Origin of the sequence: Pseudoalteromonas sp. P1-8, from assembly GCF_001399985.1 — a bacterium.
Classification (GTDB): domain Bacteria; phylum Pseudomonadota; class Gammaproteobacteria; order Enterobacterales; family Alteromonadaceae; genus Pseudoalteromonas.
Genome location: NZ_LJSO01000005.1, coordinates 17,618 through 36,189, shown reverse-complemented (window position 1 = coordinate 36,189; position 18,572 = coordinate 17,618). Strand labels below are relative to the sequence as shown.

Sequence of the window (18,572 nt, the reverse complement as noted above, 5' to 3'; positions counted from 1 at the left end):
TAAAAAAACCAGCCGAGGCTGGTTTTTTAATGCTTACTAATGTTAGCTCATCGCCATCATCATTTTTGCAGGGTCTTCTAAGTAAGACTTCCATAAGTTATTGAAACGGGCAATTGTACCGCCATCAATCACTCGGTGGTCTCCAGACCAGCTTACTTGCATAATAGCAGCTGAAACGACATTGCCTTGTGCATCAAAGCGAGGTAAATGCTGCAGTTTGCCTAAAGCAACAATAGCTACCTCAGGTTTATTGATGATCGGGGTTGCAATTGTGCCGCCAATCGCACCGATGTTAGAAATGCTAATAGTGCCGCCTTTCAAATCATCCGGTGAAACACGACCATCACGTGCTGCTTCAGTTAAACGAGTCACTTCGTTTGCAACATCTACGATACTCTTTGACTGACATGATTTAATGTTTGGTACGAGTAAACCAATCTTAGAATCAACCGCCATACCGATGTTATGATCATCAAAGTAAGTTAGCTCACTGCAATCATCATTTACTTGCGAGTTTAGTACTGGGAATTGCTTAATCGCTAACGACAGTGCTTTGATAAAGAACGGCATCATAGTGAGCTTAACGCCCTGTTGCTTATACTGCTCTTTAAGCTCACTGCGCATTGCAATTAGTTTAGTTAGGTCAATTTCATCACAGAAAGTAAAGTGAGGAATTGTCGAAACTGAAGCAACCATTTGCTTAGCCATTGCCGCTTTAATGCCTTTAATAGGCTCTACGCGATTGCCACTAGAAGACGCCACAGTTGAGACAGGCTCTGCCGCTTTTGGCGCAGTTTGTTGTGATGCTGCTTGGCTTGGTGTTTCATTCAAGAAATCTTCGATATCTTGCTTATAAATACGGCCATTTTTACCAGAGCCTGGCACTTGTGTTAAATCAACATCAAGTTCGCGGGCTTTACGACGAACAGCAGGTGAAGCAACAGCTTTCTTATTCAGTTGTTTGCTAGAGTTTGCTGAAGTCGCAGACTTCTGCGAAGGTTTAGTTGCTGCATTTGTTTGTGCTTTAACTACCGCAGAACTTACATCTGGCTCTGCACTTTGGCCTGCAATGCTCATTTGGAATAATGGGCTGTGAACCGCTGCAATATCACCTTTTTGATAATAAAGCTTTTCAACTTTACCTGTGTATTTAGCCGGAATTTGCACCAATGCTTTGTCTGTCATTACATCACACACAGCTTGGTCTTCTACGATTTCATCGCCTTCACTCACTAACCACTCAACGATTTCACACTCAACGATACCTTCACCGATATCTGGTAAAATGAAATCTTCTAAGTGCTCACCCGCCTCAGATGATGCTTCAGTTGGAGTTGCAGGAGCTTGCACTTCTTCGCTTTGTGTTGGTGCTTCGCCATCAACATCCATTGCAAATAATGGTGCATGTACTTTCGCAATATCCCCTTTTGCATAATAAAGCTTACTGATCACACCATCATGAACAGCAGGAATTTGCACAAGCGCCTTGTCGGTCATAACATCACAAATAGGCTGGTCTTCTTTTACAGAATCGCCTTCTGCAACTAACCATTCAACAATTTCACACTCTACGATGCCTTCGCCGATATCTGGCAAGATAAAATCTTTAGACATACTGACTCCTAAAACTCTACTGATTGCTTAATCGCAGCAAGCACTTTAAGTGCATCCGGCACATATTCTTTTTCAAGTGCTAATGGGTATGGCGTATCTAAACCACACACGCGAGCAATTGGCGATTCAAGGTGTAAGAAACACTCTTGTTGAATTGTTGCAACGATTTCCGCACCAAAACCATTCGTGATTGGTGCCTCGTGGCTTACCACTAAACGGCCTGTTTTAGTCACTGATTGAGCAATGGTCTCAACATCCCATGGTAAAATGGTACGTAAGTCGATCACTTCACAACTAATACCTTGCTCTGCAGCTTTTTTAGCGGCGTCTTCGATAATTTCCATCTGAGCACCCCAAGCAAGTACAGTGACATCAGTACCTTCTTGCACGATTTCAGCTTTACCGAGCTCGATGCTGTAATCTTCTTCTGGAACTTCACCTGTTGATGCACGGTACAAACGTTTCGGCTCAAAGAAAATAACAGGGTTATCATCTTTAATCGATGCACGAAGCAAACCTTTTGCTTGGTATGGGTTACGTGGCACCACCAACTTTAAACCCGGTGTGTGAGCAAAATAAGCTTCTGGTGATTGTGAGTGATATAAGCCGCCTGCAATACCACCACCGTACGGTGTACGAATTGTTAGATTGCCAACATTAAATTCATTACCACTACGGTAACGGAACTTAGCTGATTCATTCACGATTTGGTCAAATGCAGGGAAAATATAATCTGCAAACTGAATTTCAGCTAATGCAGGGGCACCAAACGCCGCTAAACCATTAGCAAAACCTAAAATACCTTGCTCAGTTAACGGTGTATTGAACACACGATGCTTACCATATTTTTCTTGTAAGCCAGATGTAGCACGGAATACACCACCAAAATAACCAACGTCTTCACCGAAAATACATGCATTTGGATGCTCTGCCATGGTGATATCAAGGGCAGAGTTAATTGCATGAAGCATGTTCATTTTAGCCATTACTTTAATCTCCCTGCAGTTGTTGGATAAGCATCAGGATGCTGCAAAATGTGCTCTTTTAGTTCTTCATATTGTTTTTGCAGTGATGGGATTGGCTTATCATAAACATCAGAAATAAGGTCTTCTAATGCTGGCTTTTCAACTTTTTCAGCGCGTTTAAGGGCTGCTAAAATTTCTTCACGAATAGTTTCTTTGTCTTTTGCGTCTTGCGCTTCGTCTAACCAACCTTGCTTTAATAGCCACTTACGGAAACGCTCGATTGGACAGCCTTTATGTTTTGCTTCTTCATCTTTTGTACGGTAACCGCTTGGATCGTCACTGGTTGAGTGAGCGCCTAGACGATAGGCAATCGATTCAATTAAAACAGGTTCACCTTTGGTAGTCGCAATTTCACGGGCTTTTTTCGTTGCTGCATAAACAGCAAGTGCATCAGCACCGTCAACACGGATTGTTTTAATGCCATAGCCAACACCACGTGATGCAATACCATCACCTTTAAATTGCTCGTCAGCAGGTGTAGAAATCGCATAACCATTGTTACGGGCAAAGAAAATTACCGGTGCTTCATGAACTGCGGCCATATTTAAACCAGCATGGAAATCACCTTCAGATGCAGCGCCTTCACCAAAGTAACAAATAGTGATGTTATCAATAGTGCTGTTTAACTCACCTGTTTGGGCATCAATATGACGAACTTTTTGGCCATATGCATAACCTGTTGCTTGCGGAATTTGTGTACCAAGCGGTGATGAAATAGTCATGTAGTTAAGTTCGCGTGAGCCATAGTGAATTGGCATTTGACGACCTTTACCCAAATCTTTTTCATTTGAGAACATTTGATTCATGAATTGGTCAAGGCTAAAACCACGATAACGTAAAGCTGCTTGCTCACGGTATTGGGCCATGATCATATCGTTTTGATCAAGCGCTGCAGCTGATGCTGTTACAGCCGCTTCTTCGCCTAGACATTGCATATAAAAGCTAACACGGCCTTGACGCTGTGCTGCTTGCATACGCTCATCAAGTGCTCTAATAAAACGCATTGTTTCATATAGGCGGATTGCCGTTGCTTTGTCGATATCAGGTGCGGTTGCACCTTCGTAGATGTCGCCTTCCTCATTAAGAATACTTAATGTAGGAATCGTTAATGCGTGACCATCAATAAATGACAGTTCATGATTAATGTTTAGCGATACGTTATTTGGATTACTCATAACCTACCTTCTTTCGTTGTCAGAAACCTACGCTACTGCCCTTAATTATATTTTTAATCAGCATGAGCTGTAAGGATAAAGTTTGCGCAATATTCAATCTAATTAAATTAAACTGCCGTCACTTTACGTTAACGTAAGTTGTTATTCAACTAATCATAGACGAATAGATGACAAATGGCTAAAAACGCATGGAAAGTTAACTATACAACAAGATAAGTTCTTTATAGTCATATAGTTAACTAAATATAGATGGGTGTTAATGCAGAGATTTTAAATAAAGTTGCTATCAACTTGCATTGGAATAACTGTAAGCAAAGCGCGCTGACCTAAGGCTACATCAGCGTTTGGGAAGATAATAGCTTCACCATCTACTTCCGCTTCATATCTGGTCTGACCATCAACTGCCATTAATTCACCCTTTGCGAAACCGGTGAAATTTTCCACATCATCAGCAAATGGAAAACTAAAGTCTTCGCAAGTACGGTTTATTGTTCTATATACTGAAAACAACTCGAAATCCTCTGCATTGAATTCTTTATATTCAACAGATTCTTGACTAATTAATGCAGTTAAGGTTTGTTTGGTTTTCTCAAATCGCGACATGTCATTTTCGCCAAATGGTTTTACTTGGCCAAGTTCTACCGTAAATGAGTCAGCTCCATGTACAAACGACGAGTAGTAACTGAAGGTAGTTGCCGCTGATTTCATCATTAGTACCGTGTTTACGCCACAGCTAAGTAAAAATTGCAGTTGTGATTTTTTCCACGGTTTACCATGTAAGAAAGGATACACTGCAAACTTTTCATTTTTAGAGCCACGAATTGCAGTGTGAAGATCATAATGAAAACGCTCACTGTCTTGGTTGCCTCTAGCAAAGAAATCAGTAACCACGTCTTCAAGTAGCTTTGCACGAACTCGCTCAGGGTTAGAAGCAATGCCTTCAACAGTATGATGACCATTAAACAAACGGTTTAAGTTTTCATCTACAAAACGCTTACCGATATTAATAGATTTAGGATTACCATAAATAAACAGTACACGCTGCTTCAAGGTAAGTTGTTCTGTAATGATTGACTTGATTAATTGATCGCAAATTTCAATTGGCGCAGTTTCGTTACCATGTACCGCACTTGAAAGTACAATATCTTTGTTTGTTTGCTGTGCAGGTTGAAACTCAATGATACCCGTGTCGTGAACAGTGACATCAGTACCGTTTGTAAGGGTAAATGCACAAGGTTCTAGTGAAAATTCATTGTTGCGGGTCAAGGTTAAAAAGTCGGCAGTACTTTTTAATTCTTCGAGATATGAAGGAGTTGAATAGCTCATTGTTCTATCCTAAAAATGCGTGAGAGTAGAATACAAAAACGGCTGAGAATCTCAGCCGTTTTAATAGGTAAAAAAGAAATTAGCTAATTACTGAATCAACCAGCTTTTTCGCTTCTTTTTCTAATAATGCTAGATGTTCTTCACCTTTGAATGATTCAAGGTAAATTTTATAAATGTCTTCAGTGCCAGATGGGCGTGCAGCAAACCAACCGTTTTCAGTAACAACTTTTAAACCGCCGATAGCAGCGTTATTACCAGGGGCATGGGTTAATTTTTGCGTAATAGCATCACCCGCTAATGTACTTGCAGTTACATCATCAGCTGATAACGCTTTTAAACGTGATTTTTGCTCAGCACTAGCTGGCGCATCAATACGTTTATAAATAGGCGCACCGAACTCTTGTTCAAGTTCTTTATAAAGCTGTGAAGGTGTTTTACCTGTTACAGCTAAAATTTCAGCAGCAAGTAGACCTAAGATGAAACCATCTTTATCAGTGTTCCAAACTGTTCCATCAAAACGTAAGAATGACGCCCCTGCACTTTCTTCACCACCAAAAGCAAGGGTACCTTTGCTTAGACCTTCTACAAACCATTTAAAGCCTACCGGTACTTCTTTTACTTCACGGTTATTACGTGCAACAACTTTATCAATCATGCCGCTTGATACCAGTGTTTTACCAATTGCGACATCTTTTGACCATTCGCGGTTATTTAATAAGTAGTCAATCGCAACTGCTAAAAAGTGATTTGGATTCATTAAACCGTCAGGCGTAACAATACCATGGCGGTCATAATCAGGGTCGTTACCAATACCGATATCATAGTCATCTTTTAATGCAATAAGGTTTGTCATTGCATAAGGAGAAGAGCAATCCATACGGATTTTGCCGTCTTTATCTAAAGGCATGAACGAAAATGTTGGGTCAACAGACTCATTTACGACCGTTAAGTCTAAATTATATTTTTCTGCAATGACTGGCCAAAAGTTGATACCAGAACCACCAAGTGGATCAACACCAATTTTGATTTTCGCATCGCTAATTGCTTTTAGATTAACGATATTAACTAAGTCATCAACATAAGGGGTAATTAAGTCTTGGTACTTAATAAAACCAGAACGTGATGCTTTAGCATATGGAAATAACTCTACTTCAACTAAGTCTTCTAATAGTAATTGATTTGCTCTGTCTTCAATCCACTTAGTCACATCAGTATCTGCAGGTCCACCATTTGGCGGGTTATATTTAAAACCACCGTCTTCTGGCGGATTATGTGAAGGAGTTACCACAATACCATCAGCAAGTTCATTTGGGTTTTCTTTGTTATGGCAAACAACAGCATGACTGATTACCGGCGTTGGCGTGTAATCGTCATTTTCTTGTGCAATGACTTGCACTTCGTTTGCAACAAGTACTTCAATAGCAGAGTTAAAAGCCGCTTCACTCAATGCATGTGTATCTTTACCTAAGAAAAGTGGACCAAAAATATTGTTTTCTTTACGGTAATCACAAATTGCTTGAGTGATCGCTAAAATATGCGATTCATTAAATTTTACATCGAACGAACAACCACGATGGCCAGACGTCCCAAAAGCAACACAATGCTCTGGGTTTTGTTCTAGGTCAGGTTCATTTAAGTAATAAGCCGAGATCAGTTTTGGTACATTCACTAAGCTTGATTGCGGTGCAGGTTTACCTGCATCTGGATGAATCGCCATATTATTTCCTTATGGATTATAAGTAATCACGAATTTTTTCTGCTTCATCCGCACTGTAACCTAAGCACAGTGCAACTTCGTGAAGCATCATTTTTTTTCTGGTTGTATTTGAATTTGTCATCACCCAATACTCAGTATCAGTGATATTTTTTGGATTCATGCTGCTACCGCTTTCCAGTAGTGCTTCTTTGCTAGTGGCAAAATAAACACGGTCACGGCCTTTAATTTCAAGCACGTTAACAAAATCTTTTTTATGCGTTCTATATAAAGCAGCTAGTATAAATAAGAATCGACCAACAACACCTTTTTGCATTGCTAGCTCTTCTTTGTTTAATACATTAAACACATTACCTTTCACTTGTGTCGATGCTGTGACAGTTTGTGCAGCCTCTTCAACATTTTCGTCGCTTGGTTCAGGGCTTGTTTCTTGTTCTGCTTGTTCTTGTACTTCAACAACTGGGGTTTCTTGTTCAGTTTTAGTAGTTGTTTCAACTGGGGCATTGGCGCCATCAGAGAGGTTTAATAAACGACGCAAAATGGTTGATGCACTTTCACCAATACTTTGCGTGTTGCTTGCAATGTATTGATATAACTCGTCGTCTATGTCGATTTTTTTCATGTTATTCCTGTCTTTACGGGTCACATTTTAAAAGTTCTCAATGATTATACCTAAGCTCGCAGCAATTCTCTATGTTTTGCATTTTGTAATTTCACTAGGCAAAATACTGCCATTAAAATTAGGAGTTGAAAATGCTATTAAACTACCAACAAATGGGTCAAGGTTCAGACGTTGTATTGATCCACGGTTTGTTTGGCTCACTTGAAAACCTCAATGTAATCGCAAAAGCATTAGCTGAAAATTATCGTGTAACAAATATTGATTTACGTAACCACGGTAAATCATTCCATAGCAATACCATGAATTATCACGCTATGGCTGAAGATGTCAGTGAGTTACTTGAACATCTAAATATTAGTAAAGCGCACATCATAGGTCATTCAATGGGTGGCAAAGTGGCCATGCAATTAGCACTTAATCACTCTGCACTTATCGATAAGCTTGTAGTGTTAGATATTTCTCCTGTTGCTAATAACCCTCGTCACAGCGCTATTTTTGCAGGCCTAAACGAAGTTGCACAGTCTAATATCACAGATAGAAAAGCGGCTGATGAAATACTTACCAAGCACATTGATGAAATGGGCGTACGTCAGTTTTTATTAAAAAGCTTTGCTAAAAATGATCAAGGTCACTATCAATGGCGCTTTAATTTAGCTGTTTTATACCAGCAATATGAAAATATTTTAGCGCAAGTTAGTGAAAATGATTCTTGTTTATGTGATACTTTATTCATTAAAGGTAATGATTCTGACTACATTTTAGCAGAACACCGCCCTGTTATTATGGCGTTATTCCCTAATGCAAAAGCAAAAATTATTCATGGTGCAGGTCACTGGCTACATGCCCAAAAACCACTTGCTGTAAATAAAGCAATCAGCGATTTTTTAGCTCATTAATTGGGCTGATAAAATTCGCTGTTTTTGATCGTGCGCACTAAATTATTACAAATTTGTGTGCTATAGTACGCGCCGTTTAATTTAAAGGTTTATACGTTGATGGTCAGTCAGTTAATTAACGAATTTGATACCTTAGGGTTGTATTTTGGCTTAGCCGGTATTTTCTTTTTTATTGGAATGGCAATTCAAGACGTCCTTAAAAAAGGTGATGTACCACGATTTGGCCGATACATCGTTTGGTTAGTGCTATTTTTAGGCTGTTCTGGGTTTATAGCGAAAGGACTTATTCAAGTCTTCTGGCAAGGCGCAGGTGTGGGCTAGACATGGCAAAGTCAGAAACAGATAGAACAACACCCGATTTATTTGAATACGAAAAGCGTCCAGGTAGGCCGAAAACAAATCCCCTACCTCGCGATATGCAATTAAAAGTAAATAAACGTAATCAAATAAAGCGAGATAAAGCACGTGGTTTAAAGCGTGTAGAATTTAAGGTTTCATCACAGTTATATCAAGCATTAAGCGATATGGCAGATGCGCAGAATATTAGCCGTAGCGCGTTGATTGAAACAATTTTACAAGAAAGATTGGCTATTGATAGATAGAAGGTTTTAAATCCATGTCAAGCGTAGGTATTTTTTTCGGAAGTGACACAGGCAATACTGAACACGTAGCTAAAATGATTCAAAAAGAATTAGGTAAAAAGCTAGTAGCGGTTCACGACATTGCAAAAAGTTCTAAAGAAGAGATTGCTGAATTCGATTTATTGTTATTCGGTATTCCAACTTGGTACTACGGTGAAGCTCAATGTGACTGGGATGATTTCTTCCCTGAATTAGAAGAAGTTGACTTCGAAGGTAAACTTGTTGCTATTTTCGGCTGCGGTGACCAAGAAGACTATGCAGAATACTTCTTAGATGCAATGGGCATGATCAACGATATCGTTACTGAGCGTGGCGCAATCGTAGTGGGTCATTGGTCAACTGAAGGCTACGATTTTGAAGCTTCAAAAGCACTAGTAGATGACAGCAACTTTGTCGGCCTTGGTATTGATGAAGACCGTCAACCAGAGCTTACTGAAAAGCGTGTTAAAGACTGGTGTGCTCAGGTTTATGACGAAATGTGTTTAGCGGAACTTGCTGATTAATAACAAGTACTACTCGCATTTACTAGCTGATGTAAAGATGCACAACCAGTTCATTTTTGTTTGAAAAACCGGCAAATAGACGAATTGTTCTTTGCACTTAGTAACTAGGCACGTTATTCTAATAGTTGCTAATGTGTCGTGTGCATCTTGATGATGCCTAGTATAACTAAATAAAATTGAGACAGATTGAATGACTGATCACAACTTGGAATTAAAAAAAGCAGGGTTAAAAGTAACTCTGCCGCGTATTAAAATTTTAGAGATTCTGCAATCTCCAGACAACCAACACATCAGCGCTGAAGATGTCTATAAAATTCTTTTAGACAAAGGCGAAGAGATTGGTCTTGCAACTGTCTACCGTGTTCTTAACCAATTTGATGATGCAGGTATTGTATCTCGCCACCACTTCGAAGGCGGCAAGTCAGTATTTGAATTATCAGGTAGCACTCACCATGACCACTTAGTGTGCCTAAAATGTGGTAAGGTTGTTGAGTTTGAAGACGATACAATTGAACGTCGTCAAGAAGAAATCGCAACAGAGAATGGTATTAAACTGACTAACCACTCTCTTTACCTATATGGTGAATGTGAAGACACTGCTGCGTGTAAAGAATACGCTGAATCAAATAGCTAATTAGCTATTTGTTTCAGACATAAAAAAACCTGCTTTAAGCAGGTTTTTTTATGTCTATTTGAAATCGATTAGATGATTTCTAATAGCTCAACGTCAAAGATTAGCGTTGAGAAAGGAGCGATTGCTGCACCAGCACCGCGCTCACCGTAAGCAAGTTCGTGTGGTACGTATAAGCGCCACTTAGAACCAGTACCCATCATTTGTACTGCTTCAGTCCAACCTTTGATTACACCGCCAACTGGGAATTCAGCTGGTTGACCACGCTCGTATGAGCTGTCAAATACTGTACCGTTGATTAGTGTACCGTGGTAGTGTGCACGGATTGTTGAATCAGCTGTTGGTTTTTCACCGTCGCCTGCAGTAAGTACTTCGTATTGAAGGCCTGATTCAGTTACTGTTACTTCAGGACGTTTTGCATTTTCTTCTAAGAATGCAATACCTTCAGCTGCAAGAACTTTAGCTTCTTCTTCACGACGAGCTTGGATCTCAGCGTTGATTTTCTCAAAAGCTGCTTGAATTTCTGGGATTTCAACTTGGAAATCATTACCAGTGTATGCGTCTTTCATACCTTCAAATACAGAATTTAAGTTTAAACCTTCGAATGGATTCGCTTTTAATTGCTCACCCATTTGTAAACCAATACCGTAACTTGCTTTTTCAGCGTCTGTTGTAAAATTATCTGACATGTTTTAATTCACGTTTATTTAGTTAAAAGACGTGCTCATACTAACATAAAAAAACAACGAATATCGCCTAGTTTTACTGCGTTTGCTCAGTGTTTGCACTAATTCGCTGCTTTATTTTATCAATTACAAATGTCGCAACAGGTAATGTAGCGATCATCGAAGCAATAAAAAAGCCGCTCATTAAACCATCTTTGCCTAACATAATTAAAGGCACAGCAATAAGACCCACTGTAGAAATCACACATGCAGCAATGACAGGCCAATGCTTGTCGTATTTGCCAATAAGGTGCCCTACTAACACATTAAAGCCAATACCATAAGCGATTGAAGATATTAACCCGTAATCAGGCTGCGCATCATGGGCCATAGCTACAAGTACATTGATCCCGCTGTGATAAAAATAAGAAAAGATACACCAAAGCAGGACATGTTTAACAATGCGCATTAGTGTAGAAGAAGACTCGCTTGCTGACATTACTTATCTCCAGATAGCAAAAAACCGCCCTAAAGGCGGTTTTTCTAAATAATGGTGGAGAGACTGCCGGTTTTCAAGACCGGTGCATTCGACCACTCTGCCATCTCTCCGTACGGCGCGCATAATAGTGCTTACTGCGTTCGTTGTAAAGCCATAAATGTAAAAAACTTTAAAAAAGTAATTTTAATAGTACTGCTTAGGGCGCTTTGCGATTAAAGAGCAAACTAAACAAACAATTAAACTAACAATTGCAAAGCCTGAACCCTGCACTATTACGTCAATTTTATTGAGGTTATAGCTAGGTATAATGACTAATGCAAAGGCTGGTAAGCAGGTGATCGTTAAAACGTAGCAACAAATTTTAAAAGCGCGGCCGAAATCGAAACGTTTAGTGCTTTGCATCCACCAAGTCAGTAGGAGTAATACCACTACAGCAGACAAGCCAAGGTAATGAGGTTGTTTCGTAGACATGGCAACAAAAAAAGTGACCACGGCACCAACTAAGCCCCAAATTGACCAAGCGAACCAATTTTCTTTTTCACGTAAAAATAAGTTTCCCATCGTTCTCGTCTTCTTTATCGTTATTTTTTTAAGACTATCCATACGTTAACAAAAAATAACCGATTAAAAAACACACTGAAGAAGAATTATTTCGTTTTTTGCATCCGTGCGCTTCTTACAGCTAAGCTAAATCTAAAAAAACTAACATATGTAAGCTTAATAGTGTCTGACTGCTTAACTGCAAAAAAGTTCCTAATATTTATAAATTCTCAAAAAACGTCTCTGGCTTGTGTCTTATTGGTTTTTTAATGTCTACTTCTGGTGTACCTAGATATAAGTAGCCAACAATCTCATCTTGTTCTTTACAACCTAATGCCGCTTTAACAGCAGGGCTCTGTGCAAAATAACCTGTGCGCCAAATGCCCCCTAAACCTTGCGCAAATGCCGCTTGTTGCATTGCAAGTACAGCGCAGCCTGCACTTTGTACTTGTTCAATACGTGGCACTTTTGGGTTTTCAGTTACATCAGCAATGGCAATGATCATCATAGGAGAGCGTAGAGGTAGATCTTTAGCGCGCTCAATGGTTCTTTCATCTTGATTTTCAGCGACTGCGGCTTGATGGTAGATATCGCCTAATTTATTACGTGCATTGCCTTCAACGAGAATAAATCGCCAAGGAGCAATACAGCCATGATCAGGCACTTTAATGGCCGCTCGCTTAATAATTTCAAGTTGTTCTGCAGTTGGTCCTGGTGCGATAAGGCGAGGATCTGATTGTCGAGTTTGTAATAGCGTCAAAGCGTCCATGAATATTCCGTAAATGCTTAAGTACGATGCCCCTTAATAATCGGGGCAGAAAACCCAAGCTTATCATTTATCTTTATTAGCAATAAAGCTATTCGATGCTTTTCTAGTTAACCAATAATCTAAACTGACGTAACGACCGCCACCTGCAAAAAATAAACTTAAAAGCATAACAAAGTATATTGCGGAAAACTCAATACCATTATTTAAGATCACAGGTTTCCCTTTCGCATAGAGGTACTCTGTATAACCATGCGTTTCTAGCAACTCGCGCATTTTGGTTAATCTTTCACTGGCTTCATTGGAATTAACTAAACTGGCTTCACTTCCTGGTATTGCTAGCCAATTCAGCACTCTCGCAGGGCTGGTACTGGCATCGGTAGGTGTTACAGCAAACCAACCATTACTGGCATGTACTGTTGTCGCTGCAACCAGCATGGTGATCATTAAAGGGATTGCTGTTAAACGAGTAAATAAACCCAATAATATAAAGATCCCCCCTAAAAACTCAGTCCATGCAGCTAAAAAGGCCAGTAGAGAGGGCATAGGTAGGCCTAAACCCCATTCACTATTTCCGAACCAAGCAACAATATCATCTGATGCTAAAAAGTATTGATAAAAATGAGTTACATCACCGCTTAAAGCTAGTTTATTAAAGCCGGCAATGATCATCACTGGGGCTAAGATCAAGCGAATTAACAGGCTGGGGAGCCCATCTAAAAACTGCAGTTTATTTAAAATGCGATGGTAAAGGGGTATTAGGTGTGTGTTCAACATAGCGGTCTCGTGACTAAATAGATTAATCACACAGACCGCACGTTTTCTAGTTTACTTTCAATTAAATTTTACGAGCAACTTGTAGCGCTTCAAAAATCGCACGTTTTGCATCAATAGCAGCAGCTAGTTTTGCGCCACCAATAACGTGTACTTTAGCGTTTTCGGTTTGATTATCGAACGTTTCAGTATTTGACACCTGACCAATACAGGCAATCACAGTATCAACATCGAGGATTTGCTCTTCACCTTTTACCGTTATCTTCAAACCTTGCTTATCAAAGCTTAGATACTGACACTCAGCGATTTGTTTAACACCGTGTTGTTTAGCAACTTGACGGTGGATCCAACCCGTTGTTTTACCCAGTTCACTACCAAAGCGCCCTGCACTTCGCTTAAGCATGTAAATTTGACGATTGTCTTTTTCAGGCGCAGCTTCGCATTCAATACCCCATTGAGTTTTGAATTGCTCAATTGTTTGGCCTTTGTGTTCACTTAAAAAGGCAACCATATCAAAACCGATACCACCGGCACCTAGAATCGCAATTTTATCCCCTAGTTCTACTTCACCACGAATTACTTCATCGTAAGCGAATACACGTTTGCCTTCACTGCATTCTATTTTGGCTTCGCGCGGACGTACGCCTGTTGCAAACACCACATCATCGTATTGATTAAGCATATTGTCAGTAAATTCAGTACCGAGCTGTAAATCGACATTTAAACGCTTTAATTCATTAGTAAAGTAGTTAAGGGTATGGTTAAAGTCTTCTTTACCCGGCACTTGCATGGCTAAATTAAATTGGCCACCCATTTGTTCTTTACGTTCAATTAAAGTCACTTTGTGACCTTTCGCTGCTAAGTAACAACTTGCAGCAAGGCCAGCAGGGCCAGCACCCACAACCAGGACTAATCGAGAAGATGGTGCTTTTTCAAGGCTGTAATCTAACTCAAAAGCCGCTTGCGGGTTAACCAAACAGGTTGCACGTTTATTTTTAAACACATGGTCTAAGCAGCCCTGATTACAACCAATACAAATATTGATTTGCTCAGACTTATTATTAACGTATTTATTGAAAAACTCTGGGTCTGCTAATAAAGGACGTGCCATCGAAATTAAATCAGACTCGCCTGCTTCTAAAATTCCATTGGCAATTTCTGGAGTGTTAATACGGTTAACCGCGATCACTGGCACTGATACCGTTTCTTTTAAGCGTTTTGATGCTTCTTTAAATGCACCTGCTGGTACCATACTGGCAATGGTTGGTACACGAGCTTCGTGCCAACCAATACCCGTGTTAAAAATATCAACGCCAGCTTGTTCAAGTGCCAGTGCTTGTTGTTTTACTTCATCAGGTGTTGATCCATTAGGAATTAAATCCATCATAGACAAACGAAATACAATAATGAACTTTTGACTTACTTTAGCGCGTACAGCTTTAACAATTTCAACAGCCAAGCGCATGCGGTTTTCTAAACTACCGCCATAGTTGTCTGTTCTTTTATTAGTGTGGTTAGCCATGAATTCATTAATCAAATAACCTTCAGAACCCATGATTTCAACACCGTCATAACCTGCTTTTTCAGCCAATTTTGCTGAGTTAGCAAAGTCTTTGATGGTTTTTTTAATTGAACCTAACGACATTTCTTTAGGTTTATACGGATTAATAGGTGCCTGAATTGAGCTTGGCGCTTGATTGAATGGATGATAAGCATAGCGACCTGCATGCAATAATTGTAAGCAAATTTTTCCGCCATGCTGATGCACTGCATCAGTATATGCTTTGTGTTTGATCACATCATAAAATGAGTTAAATGTTGATGCGAACGGAGATAGCTTGCCACGAATATTTGGGCTATAACCACCTGTAATGATTAAACCCGTGCCGCCTTTGGCACGTGCTTCGTAGAATGCACGTAAGCGTTTACGGTTATGCCAGCCTTCTTCTAAGCCGGTATGCATTGAGCCCATAACCAAACGATTACGAAGTTCGGTATGCGGTAATTGTAATTTTTGTTCTAACATTGTGTGCCCCGTTAACTGGTCGAACCTCTATTTGAAATAGATTCTGCGGCAATAACTTAGAATAATCAACTTTTCACTGGTAATTAATATGTAGCAAATTGTCGTTTTAAACACTCTGTTACTATTTAACAGTTAATTTTAAAGTTATTCTAAGCTAAGATGAGATCACTACTAAGCTGTACTGAATTAAGGATTTATTTTGCTAGCAAAGATATTTAAAGGCATTTGGACCGGGATTAATTTCTCCCGCCGTTTGGTCCTAAACATATTATTTCTATTACTAGTAATACTCTTCTTTGTTGCCATCACAGGTGAAGAAGACCAAGTAAAAGTAGCAGACGGAACCGTGCTACGCCTAAACTTAAATGGCCCTATTGTTGAAGAAAAAACGTATGTTGATCCTGTAGAAGCAGCAATCAACGATGCAACTATGGGTAAAGAGGCACCATCAGAAATTCTACTTGATGATGTTGTTGAAGTGATCAACCAAGCAACTAAAGATGATCGCATCAGTGTGATGCTTCTTGATCTACAAAAAATGCCAAGTGCACACATCAATAAGCTAAAACAAATAACTAAAGCAATTGATGCGTTTAAAGAAGCAGGCAAGCAAGTTATTGCAACGGGCTATTACTATACACAAGCTCAATACTATATTGCAGCCCACGCTAATGAAGTGTCTATGCACCCTTATGGTGGTGTGAGCATTGAAGGCTACGGTATGTTCCCGCTTTACTTCAAAGATGCGCTTGAAAAATTAAAAGTAACTCAACATATTTTCCGTGTTGGTACTTATAAGTCAGCGGTTGAGCCTTTTATTCGTAATGACATGTCAGATGCGGCAAAAGAAGCGAATAGCGTTTGGTTAACTGCACTTTGGAACGAGTATAAAACTGACGTTGCTGCGAGCCGTCCATTCGATGAAAGTAATTTCGATGAAGATATGGATGTTTACCTTGCAAAAATGCAAGCAGTAGACGGTAACTCGGGCCAATACGCTCTAAATAATCAGTGGGTTGATTCTTTAAAAACCTCACAACAAATTCGCCAACAGCTTATTGAGTTAGTTGGTGCAGAAGAAACAGGCAAAACCTTTAAGCAAGTAAGCTTCCGTGAGTATTTATCGCTGGTAAAACCGCCTGTTGAGTTCGATAACCCAATCACTGAAAAAGTAGCTGTGGTTGTTGCGAAAGGAACCATTGTTGATGGCGAGCGTAAAGCAGGTGAAATTGGTGGTGACTCTACAGCAGCCCTACTTCGCAAAGCGCGTCTTGATGACAAAGTGAAAGCCGTTGTACTACGCATCGATTCAGGTGGTGGTAGTATGTTTGCTTCTGAAGTTATCCGTGCTGAAGTATTAGCTCTTAAAGCAGCGGGTAAACCGGTTATCGCTTCAATGAGCTCAGTGGCAGCATCAGGTGGTTACTGGATTGCATCTGCAGCCAATGAAATTTGGGCAGCCCCTAGCACAATTACAGGTTCAATCGGTGTATTCGGTACTTTCATGACGTTTGAAAATACTATGGCTGAATTAGGTATATACTCAGATGGCGTTGCTACAACAGACCTTGCTGGCTTCTCTATTGCACGCCCACTTGACGAGAAAATGTCAGATATCATTCAAATGAGCGTTGAAAATGCATACAAACGTTTTTTAAATGTAGTGGCTGAAGCGCGTAACATGACCCCTGAGCAAGTTGATAAAATTGCCCAAGGCCGTGTATGGATTGCAACTCAAGCAAAAGAACTGGGTTTAGTTGATAAACTTGGTGATAAGCAAGATGCAATTAAGGCGGCAGCTGAGCTTGCTAAGCTTAATCATTATGATGTCAAAACCATCAAGCAGTCGCTCACACCACAAGAGCAAATGCTGCAAGATATCTTTGGCACCGCGGCTGTTAAGAGCTTCTTTGCTAAGTCTGATTCATCACAATCAGTACTAGCAACACAAGCCAACTTACAAAGCCTAATTAATCAGTTAAGTAGTGAAATTGATAACCTAAAAGATTACAACGATCCACAAGGCGTTTACGCTCGTTGTTTAGTGTGTAATGTAATTCAATAAGTTACTTAGCTAAGCGATTTTAGGTATACTAAGCCCAGTTATTTAACTGGGCTTTTTTTATGAAACGTAAACGTATATATATCGCCTATACGGGTGGTACTATCGGTATGAAAAAATCGAGCCGTGGCTATGTTCCAGCGGAAGGTTTTTTAACCGAAACAGTGGTCAATAATGCAGAGTTTAATCGTGATGAAATGCCTTTGTTTGATATTCACGAATATTGCCCGCTCATTGATTCTTCAGATATGTCCCCTGCCCACTGGCAATTAATTGCTGACGATATTAAGAGTAAATACCAAGACTATGATGGCTTTGTGGTTCTGCATGGTACCGATACCATGGCCTACACAGCTTCTGCTTTGTCTTTCATGTTCGAAAACCTCACAAAACCTGTAATTGTGACAGGCTCACAAATTCCATTGTCGCAACTTCGTTCTGATGGCCAAGTAAACTTACTTAATGCCATGTATTTAGCCGCTAATTACCCAATTGCTGAAGTAAGCCTGTTTTTTAATAACCAATTATTCCGTGGTAACCGTGCAACAAAAGCCCATGCTGATGGCTTTGATGCCTTTGCATCACCGAACCTTGAACCATTAGCACTTTCAGGAATTAATATTCAACTGATCAAAGGGCAACTTAGCCCTTATGTTGATAACGAACTACAGGTGTCAAATATCACGCCACAGCCAATTGGTGTGCTTTATCTCTATCCTGGGATCAGCCCAAAAGTGGTTAAAAGTTTAGTTAATGATGACATCAAAGCACTTGTGTTATTAAGTTTTGGCGTGGGTAATGCCCCACAAGATCCGGCGTTCTTAGATATTCTTAATGATGCAAGTAAACGCGGTATGGTGATTGTTAATCTAACGCAGTGCTTAAAAGGCCAAGTTAATATGGGCGGTTATGCAACCGGTAATGCCTTATTAAATTGTGGTGTGATCAGTGGCTACGATATGACATTAGAAGCGTGTTTGACCAAGTTACACTACTTATTTAGTCAAAAGCTTGAAGTAGAAACAATTCGTCACTTGATGCAAGACAACCTGCGCGGTGAGCTAAGTCGTTAATACAGCAAATACAAAAAAAG

The 18,572-nt window shown here is 39.9% G+C and carries 19 protein-coding genes; 7 read left to right on the top strand and 12 right to left on the bottom strand.

All coding sequences use genetic code 11. The annotated features are described in order from the left end of the window. Positions 1–42 precede the first annotated feature (42 nt). The 6 genes from AN213_RS08680 to seqA form a co-directional block, all read right to left on the bottom strand. Positions 43–1,614 carry a dihydrolipoyllysine-residue acetyltransferase gene (locus AN213_RS08680; protein ID WP_055198348.1) on the bottom strand — a complete coding sequence of 524 codons (1,572 nt, stop codon included), beginning with the start codon at positions 1,612–1,614 and terminating at the stop codon, positions 43–45. A gap of 8 nt (positions 1,615–1,622) precedes the next feature. Beyond that, complete coding sequence (locus tag AN213_RS08675) at positions 1,623–2,600, bottom strand: alpha-ketoacid dehydrogenase subunit beta (protein WP_054561425.1); 978 nt, start codon at positions 2,598–2,600, stop codon at positions 1,623–1,625. Next, positions 2,600–3,814, bottom strand: a complete 1,215-nt coding sequence (locus AN213_RS08670) for a thiamine pyrophosphate-dependent dehydrogenase E1 component subunit alpha (RefSeq protein WP_054561424.1) — start codon at positions 3,812–3,814, stop codon at positions 2,600–2,602. Before AN213_RS08670 ends, AN213_RS08675 begins: the two co-directional genes overlap by 1 nt. A gap of 270 nt (positions 3,815–4,084) precedes the next feature. After that, positions 4,085–5,140, bottom strand: coding sequence for a succinylglutamate desuccinylase (astE, locus tag AN213_RS08665; protein WP_055198346.1), 1,056 nt, complete (start codon positions 5,138–5,140; stop codon positions 4,085–4,087). A 79-nt stretch (positions 5,141–5,219) separates the two neighbouring features. After that, complete coding sequence (pgm, locus tag AN213_RS08660) at positions 5,220–6,857, bottom strand: phosphoglucomutase (alpha-D-glucose-1,6-bisphosphate-dependent) (protein ID WP_054561422.1); 1,638 nt, start codon at positions 6,855–6,857, stop codon at positions 5,220–5,222. A gap of 16 nt (positions 6,858–6,873) precedes the next feature. Next, the gene (gene seqA / locus AN213_RS08655; RefSeq protein ID WP_054561421.1) at positions 6,874–7,476 is read right to left on the bottom strand and encodes a replication initiation negative regulator SeqA; all 603 of its coding nucleotides are present in this window, start codon (positions 7,474–7,476) and stop codon (positions 6,874–6,876) included. A 131-nt stretch (positions 7,477–7,607) separates the two neighbouring features. On the opposite strand from seqA, the gene AN213_RS08650 reads away from it, so the two are divergent. The 5 genes from AN213_RS08650 to fur all read left to right on the top strand — a co-directional run bounded on the left by AN213_RS08650 (position 7,608) and on the right by fur (position 10,150). Next, the gene (locus tag AN213_RS08650) at positions 7,608–8,372 is read left to right on the top strand and encodes an alpha/beta fold hydrolase (RefSeq protein WP_055198344.1); all 765 of its coding nucleotides are present in this window, start codon (positions 7,608–7,610) and stop codon (positions 8,370–8,372) included. 99 nt (positions 8,373–8,471) lie between these two features. Continuing rightward, positions 8,472–8,693 (top strand): DUF2788 domain-containing protein, encoded by a 222-nt coding sequence (locus AN213_RS08645; protein WP_036968243.1) that lies wholly within the window; start codon positions 8,472–8,474, stop codon positions 8,691–8,693. 2 nt (positions 8,694–8,695) lie between these two features. Further along, on the top strand, positions 8,696–8,974 hold the full coding sequence (gene ybfE, locus AN213_RS08640; RefSeq protein WP_004586673.1) for a LexA regulated protein: 279 nt from the start codon (positions 8,696–8,698) through the stop codon (positions 8,972–8,974). A 14-nt stretch (positions 8,975–8,988) separates the two neighbouring features. Next, complete coding sequence (fldA, locus tag AN213_RS08635) at positions 8,989–9,516, top strand: flavodoxin FldA (protein WP_054553928.1); 528 nt, start codon at positions 8,989–8,991, stop codon at positions 9,514–9,516. A 190-nt stretch (positions 9,517–9,706) separates the two neighbouring features. After that, complete coding sequence (fur, locus tag AN213_RS08630) at positions 9,707–10,150, top strand: ferric iron uptake transcriptional regulator (RefSeq protein WP_054561419.1); 444 nt, start codon at positions 9,707–9,709, stop codon at positions 10,148–10,150. Positions 10,151–10,218: 68 nt separating this feature from the next. Here the strand turns inward: fur and AN213_RS08625 are convergent, their stop codons facing one another. The 6 genes from AN213_RS08625 to AN213_RS08600 form a co-directional block, all read right to left on the bottom strand. Next, positions 10,219–10,836, bottom strand: coding sequence for an FKBP-type peptidyl-prolyl cis-trans isomerase (locus AN213_RS08625; RefSeq protein ID WP_054561418.1), 618 nt, complete (start codon positions 10,834–10,836; stop codon positions 10,219–10,221). 73 nt (positions 10,837–10,909) lie between these two features. Next, a complete protein-coding gene (locus tag AN213_RS08620) occupies positions 10,910–11,311 on the bottom strand; it encodes a hypothetical protein (RefSeq protein ID WP_054553931.1) in 402 nt (133 codons plus the stop codon). A gap of 183 nt (positions 11,312–11,494) precedes the next feature. Next, positions 11,495–11,872 (bottom strand): hypothetical protein, encoded by a 378-nt coding sequence (locus tag AN213_RS08615; RefSeq protein WP_054561417.1) that lies wholly within the window; start codon positions 11,870–11,872, stop codon positions 11,495–11,497. 199 nt (positions 11,873–12,071) lie between these two features. Then, positions 12,072–12,620: an NAD(P)H nitroreductase gene (locus tag AN213_RS08610; protein WP_054561416.1), complete on the bottom strand. Its 549-nt coding sequence runs from the start codon at positions 12,618–12,620 to the stop codon at positions 12,072–12,074. Between the two features lie 63 nt (positions 12,621–12,683). Beyond that, positions 12,684–13,394, bottom strand: a complete 711-nt coding sequence (locus tag AN213_RS08605; RefSeq protein WP_054561995.1) for a DoxX family protein — start codon at positions 13,392–13,394, stop codon at positions 12,684–12,686. Positions 13,395–13,455: 61 nt separating this feature from the next. Continuing rightward, on the bottom strand, positions 13,456–15,417 hold the full coding sequence (locus tag AN213_RS08600) for an FAD-dependent oxidoreductase (protein WP_055198342.1): 1,962 nt from the start codon (positions 15,415–15,417) through the stop codon (positions 13,456–13,458). 199 nt (positions 15,418–15,616) lie between these two features. On the opposite strand from AN213_RS08600, the gene sppA reads away from it, so the two are divergent. Then, the gene (sppA, locus tag AN213_RS08595) at positions 15,617–17,482 is read left to right on the top strand and encodes a signal peptide peptidase SppA (protein WP_054561414.1); all 1,866 of its coding nucleotides are present in this window, start codon (positions 15,617–15,619) and stop codon (positions 17,480–17,482) included. Positions 17,483–17,541: 59 nt separating this feature from the next. After that, positions 17,542–18,552 carry an asparaginase gene (ansA, locus tag AN213_RS08590; protein WP_054561413.1) on the top strand — a complete coding sequence of 337 codons (1,011 nt, stop codon included), beginning with the start codon at positions 17,542–17,544 and terminating at the stop codon, positions 18,550–18,552. Positions 18,553–18,572 lie beyond the last annotated feature (20 nt).

Coding starts and splice junctions, on each gene's coding strand:
- AN213_RS08600 (WP_055198342.1), bottom strand. CDS start 15,417: ATGTTAGAACAAAAATTACAATTACCGCATACCGAACTTCGTAATCGT.
- pgm (WP_054561422.1), bottom strand. CDS start 6,857: ATGGCGATTCATCCAGATGCAGGTAAACCTGCACCGCAATCAAGCTTA.
- AN213_RS08650 (WP_055198344.1), top strand. CDS start 7,608: ATGCTATTAAACTACCAACAAATGGGTCAAGGTTCAGACGTTGTATTG.
- AN213_RS08605 (WP_054561995.1), bottom strand. CDS start 13,394: ATGTTGAACACACACCTAATACCCCTTTACCATCGCATTTTAAATAAA.
- AN213_RS08670 (WP_054561424.1), bottom strand. CDS start 3,814: ATGAGTAATCCAAATAACGTATCGCTAAACATTAATCATGAACTGTCA.
- AN213_RS08615 (WP_054561417.1), bottom strand. CDS start 11,872: ATGGGAAACTTATTTTTACGTGAAAAAGAAAATTGGTTCGCTTGGTCA.
- AN213_RS08675 (WP_054561425.1), bottom strand. CDS start 2,600: ATGGCTAAAATGAACATGCTTCATGCAATTAACTCTGCCCTTGATATC.
- AN213_RS08625 (WP_054561418.1), bottom strand. CDS start 10,836: ATGTCAGATAATTTTACAACAGACGCTGAAAAAGCAAGTTACGGTATT.
- fur (WP_054561419.1), top strand. CDS start 9,707: ATGACTGATCACAACTTGGAATTAAAAAAAGCAGGGTTAAAAGTAACT.
- ansA (WP_054561413.1), top strand. CDS start 17,542: ATGAAACGTAAACGTATATATATCGCCTATACGGGTGGTACTATCGGT.
- AN213_RS08610 (WP_054561416.1), bottom strand. CDS start 12,620: ATGGACGCTTTGACGCTATTACAAACTCGACAATCAGATCCTCGCCTT.
- seqA (WP_054561421.1), bottom strand. CDS start 7,476: ATGAAAAAAATCGACATAGACGACGAGTTATATCAATACATTGCAAGC.
- AN213_RS08620 (WP_054553931.1), bottom strand. CDS start 11,311: ATGTCAGCAAGCGAGTCTTCTTCTACACTAATGCGCATTGTTAAACAT.
- fldA (WP_054553928.1), top strand. CDS start 8,989: ATGTCAAGCGTAGGTATTTTTTTCGGAAGTGACACAGGCAATACTGAA.
- AN213_RS08645 (WP_036968243.1), top strand. CDS start 8,472: ATGGTCAGTCAGTTAATTAACGAATTTGATACCTTAGGGTTGTATTTT.
- AN213_RS08680 (WP_055198348.1), bottom strand. CDS start 1,614: ATGTCTAAAGATTTTATCTTGCCAGATATCGGCGAAGGCATCGTAGAG.
- astE (WP_055198346.1), bottom strand. CDS start 5,140: ATGAGCTATTCAACTCCTTCATATCTCGAAGAATTAAAAAGTACTGCC.
- ybfE (WP_004586673.1), top strand. CDS start 8,696: ATGGCAAAGTCAGAAACAGATAGAACAACACCCGATTTATTTGAATAC.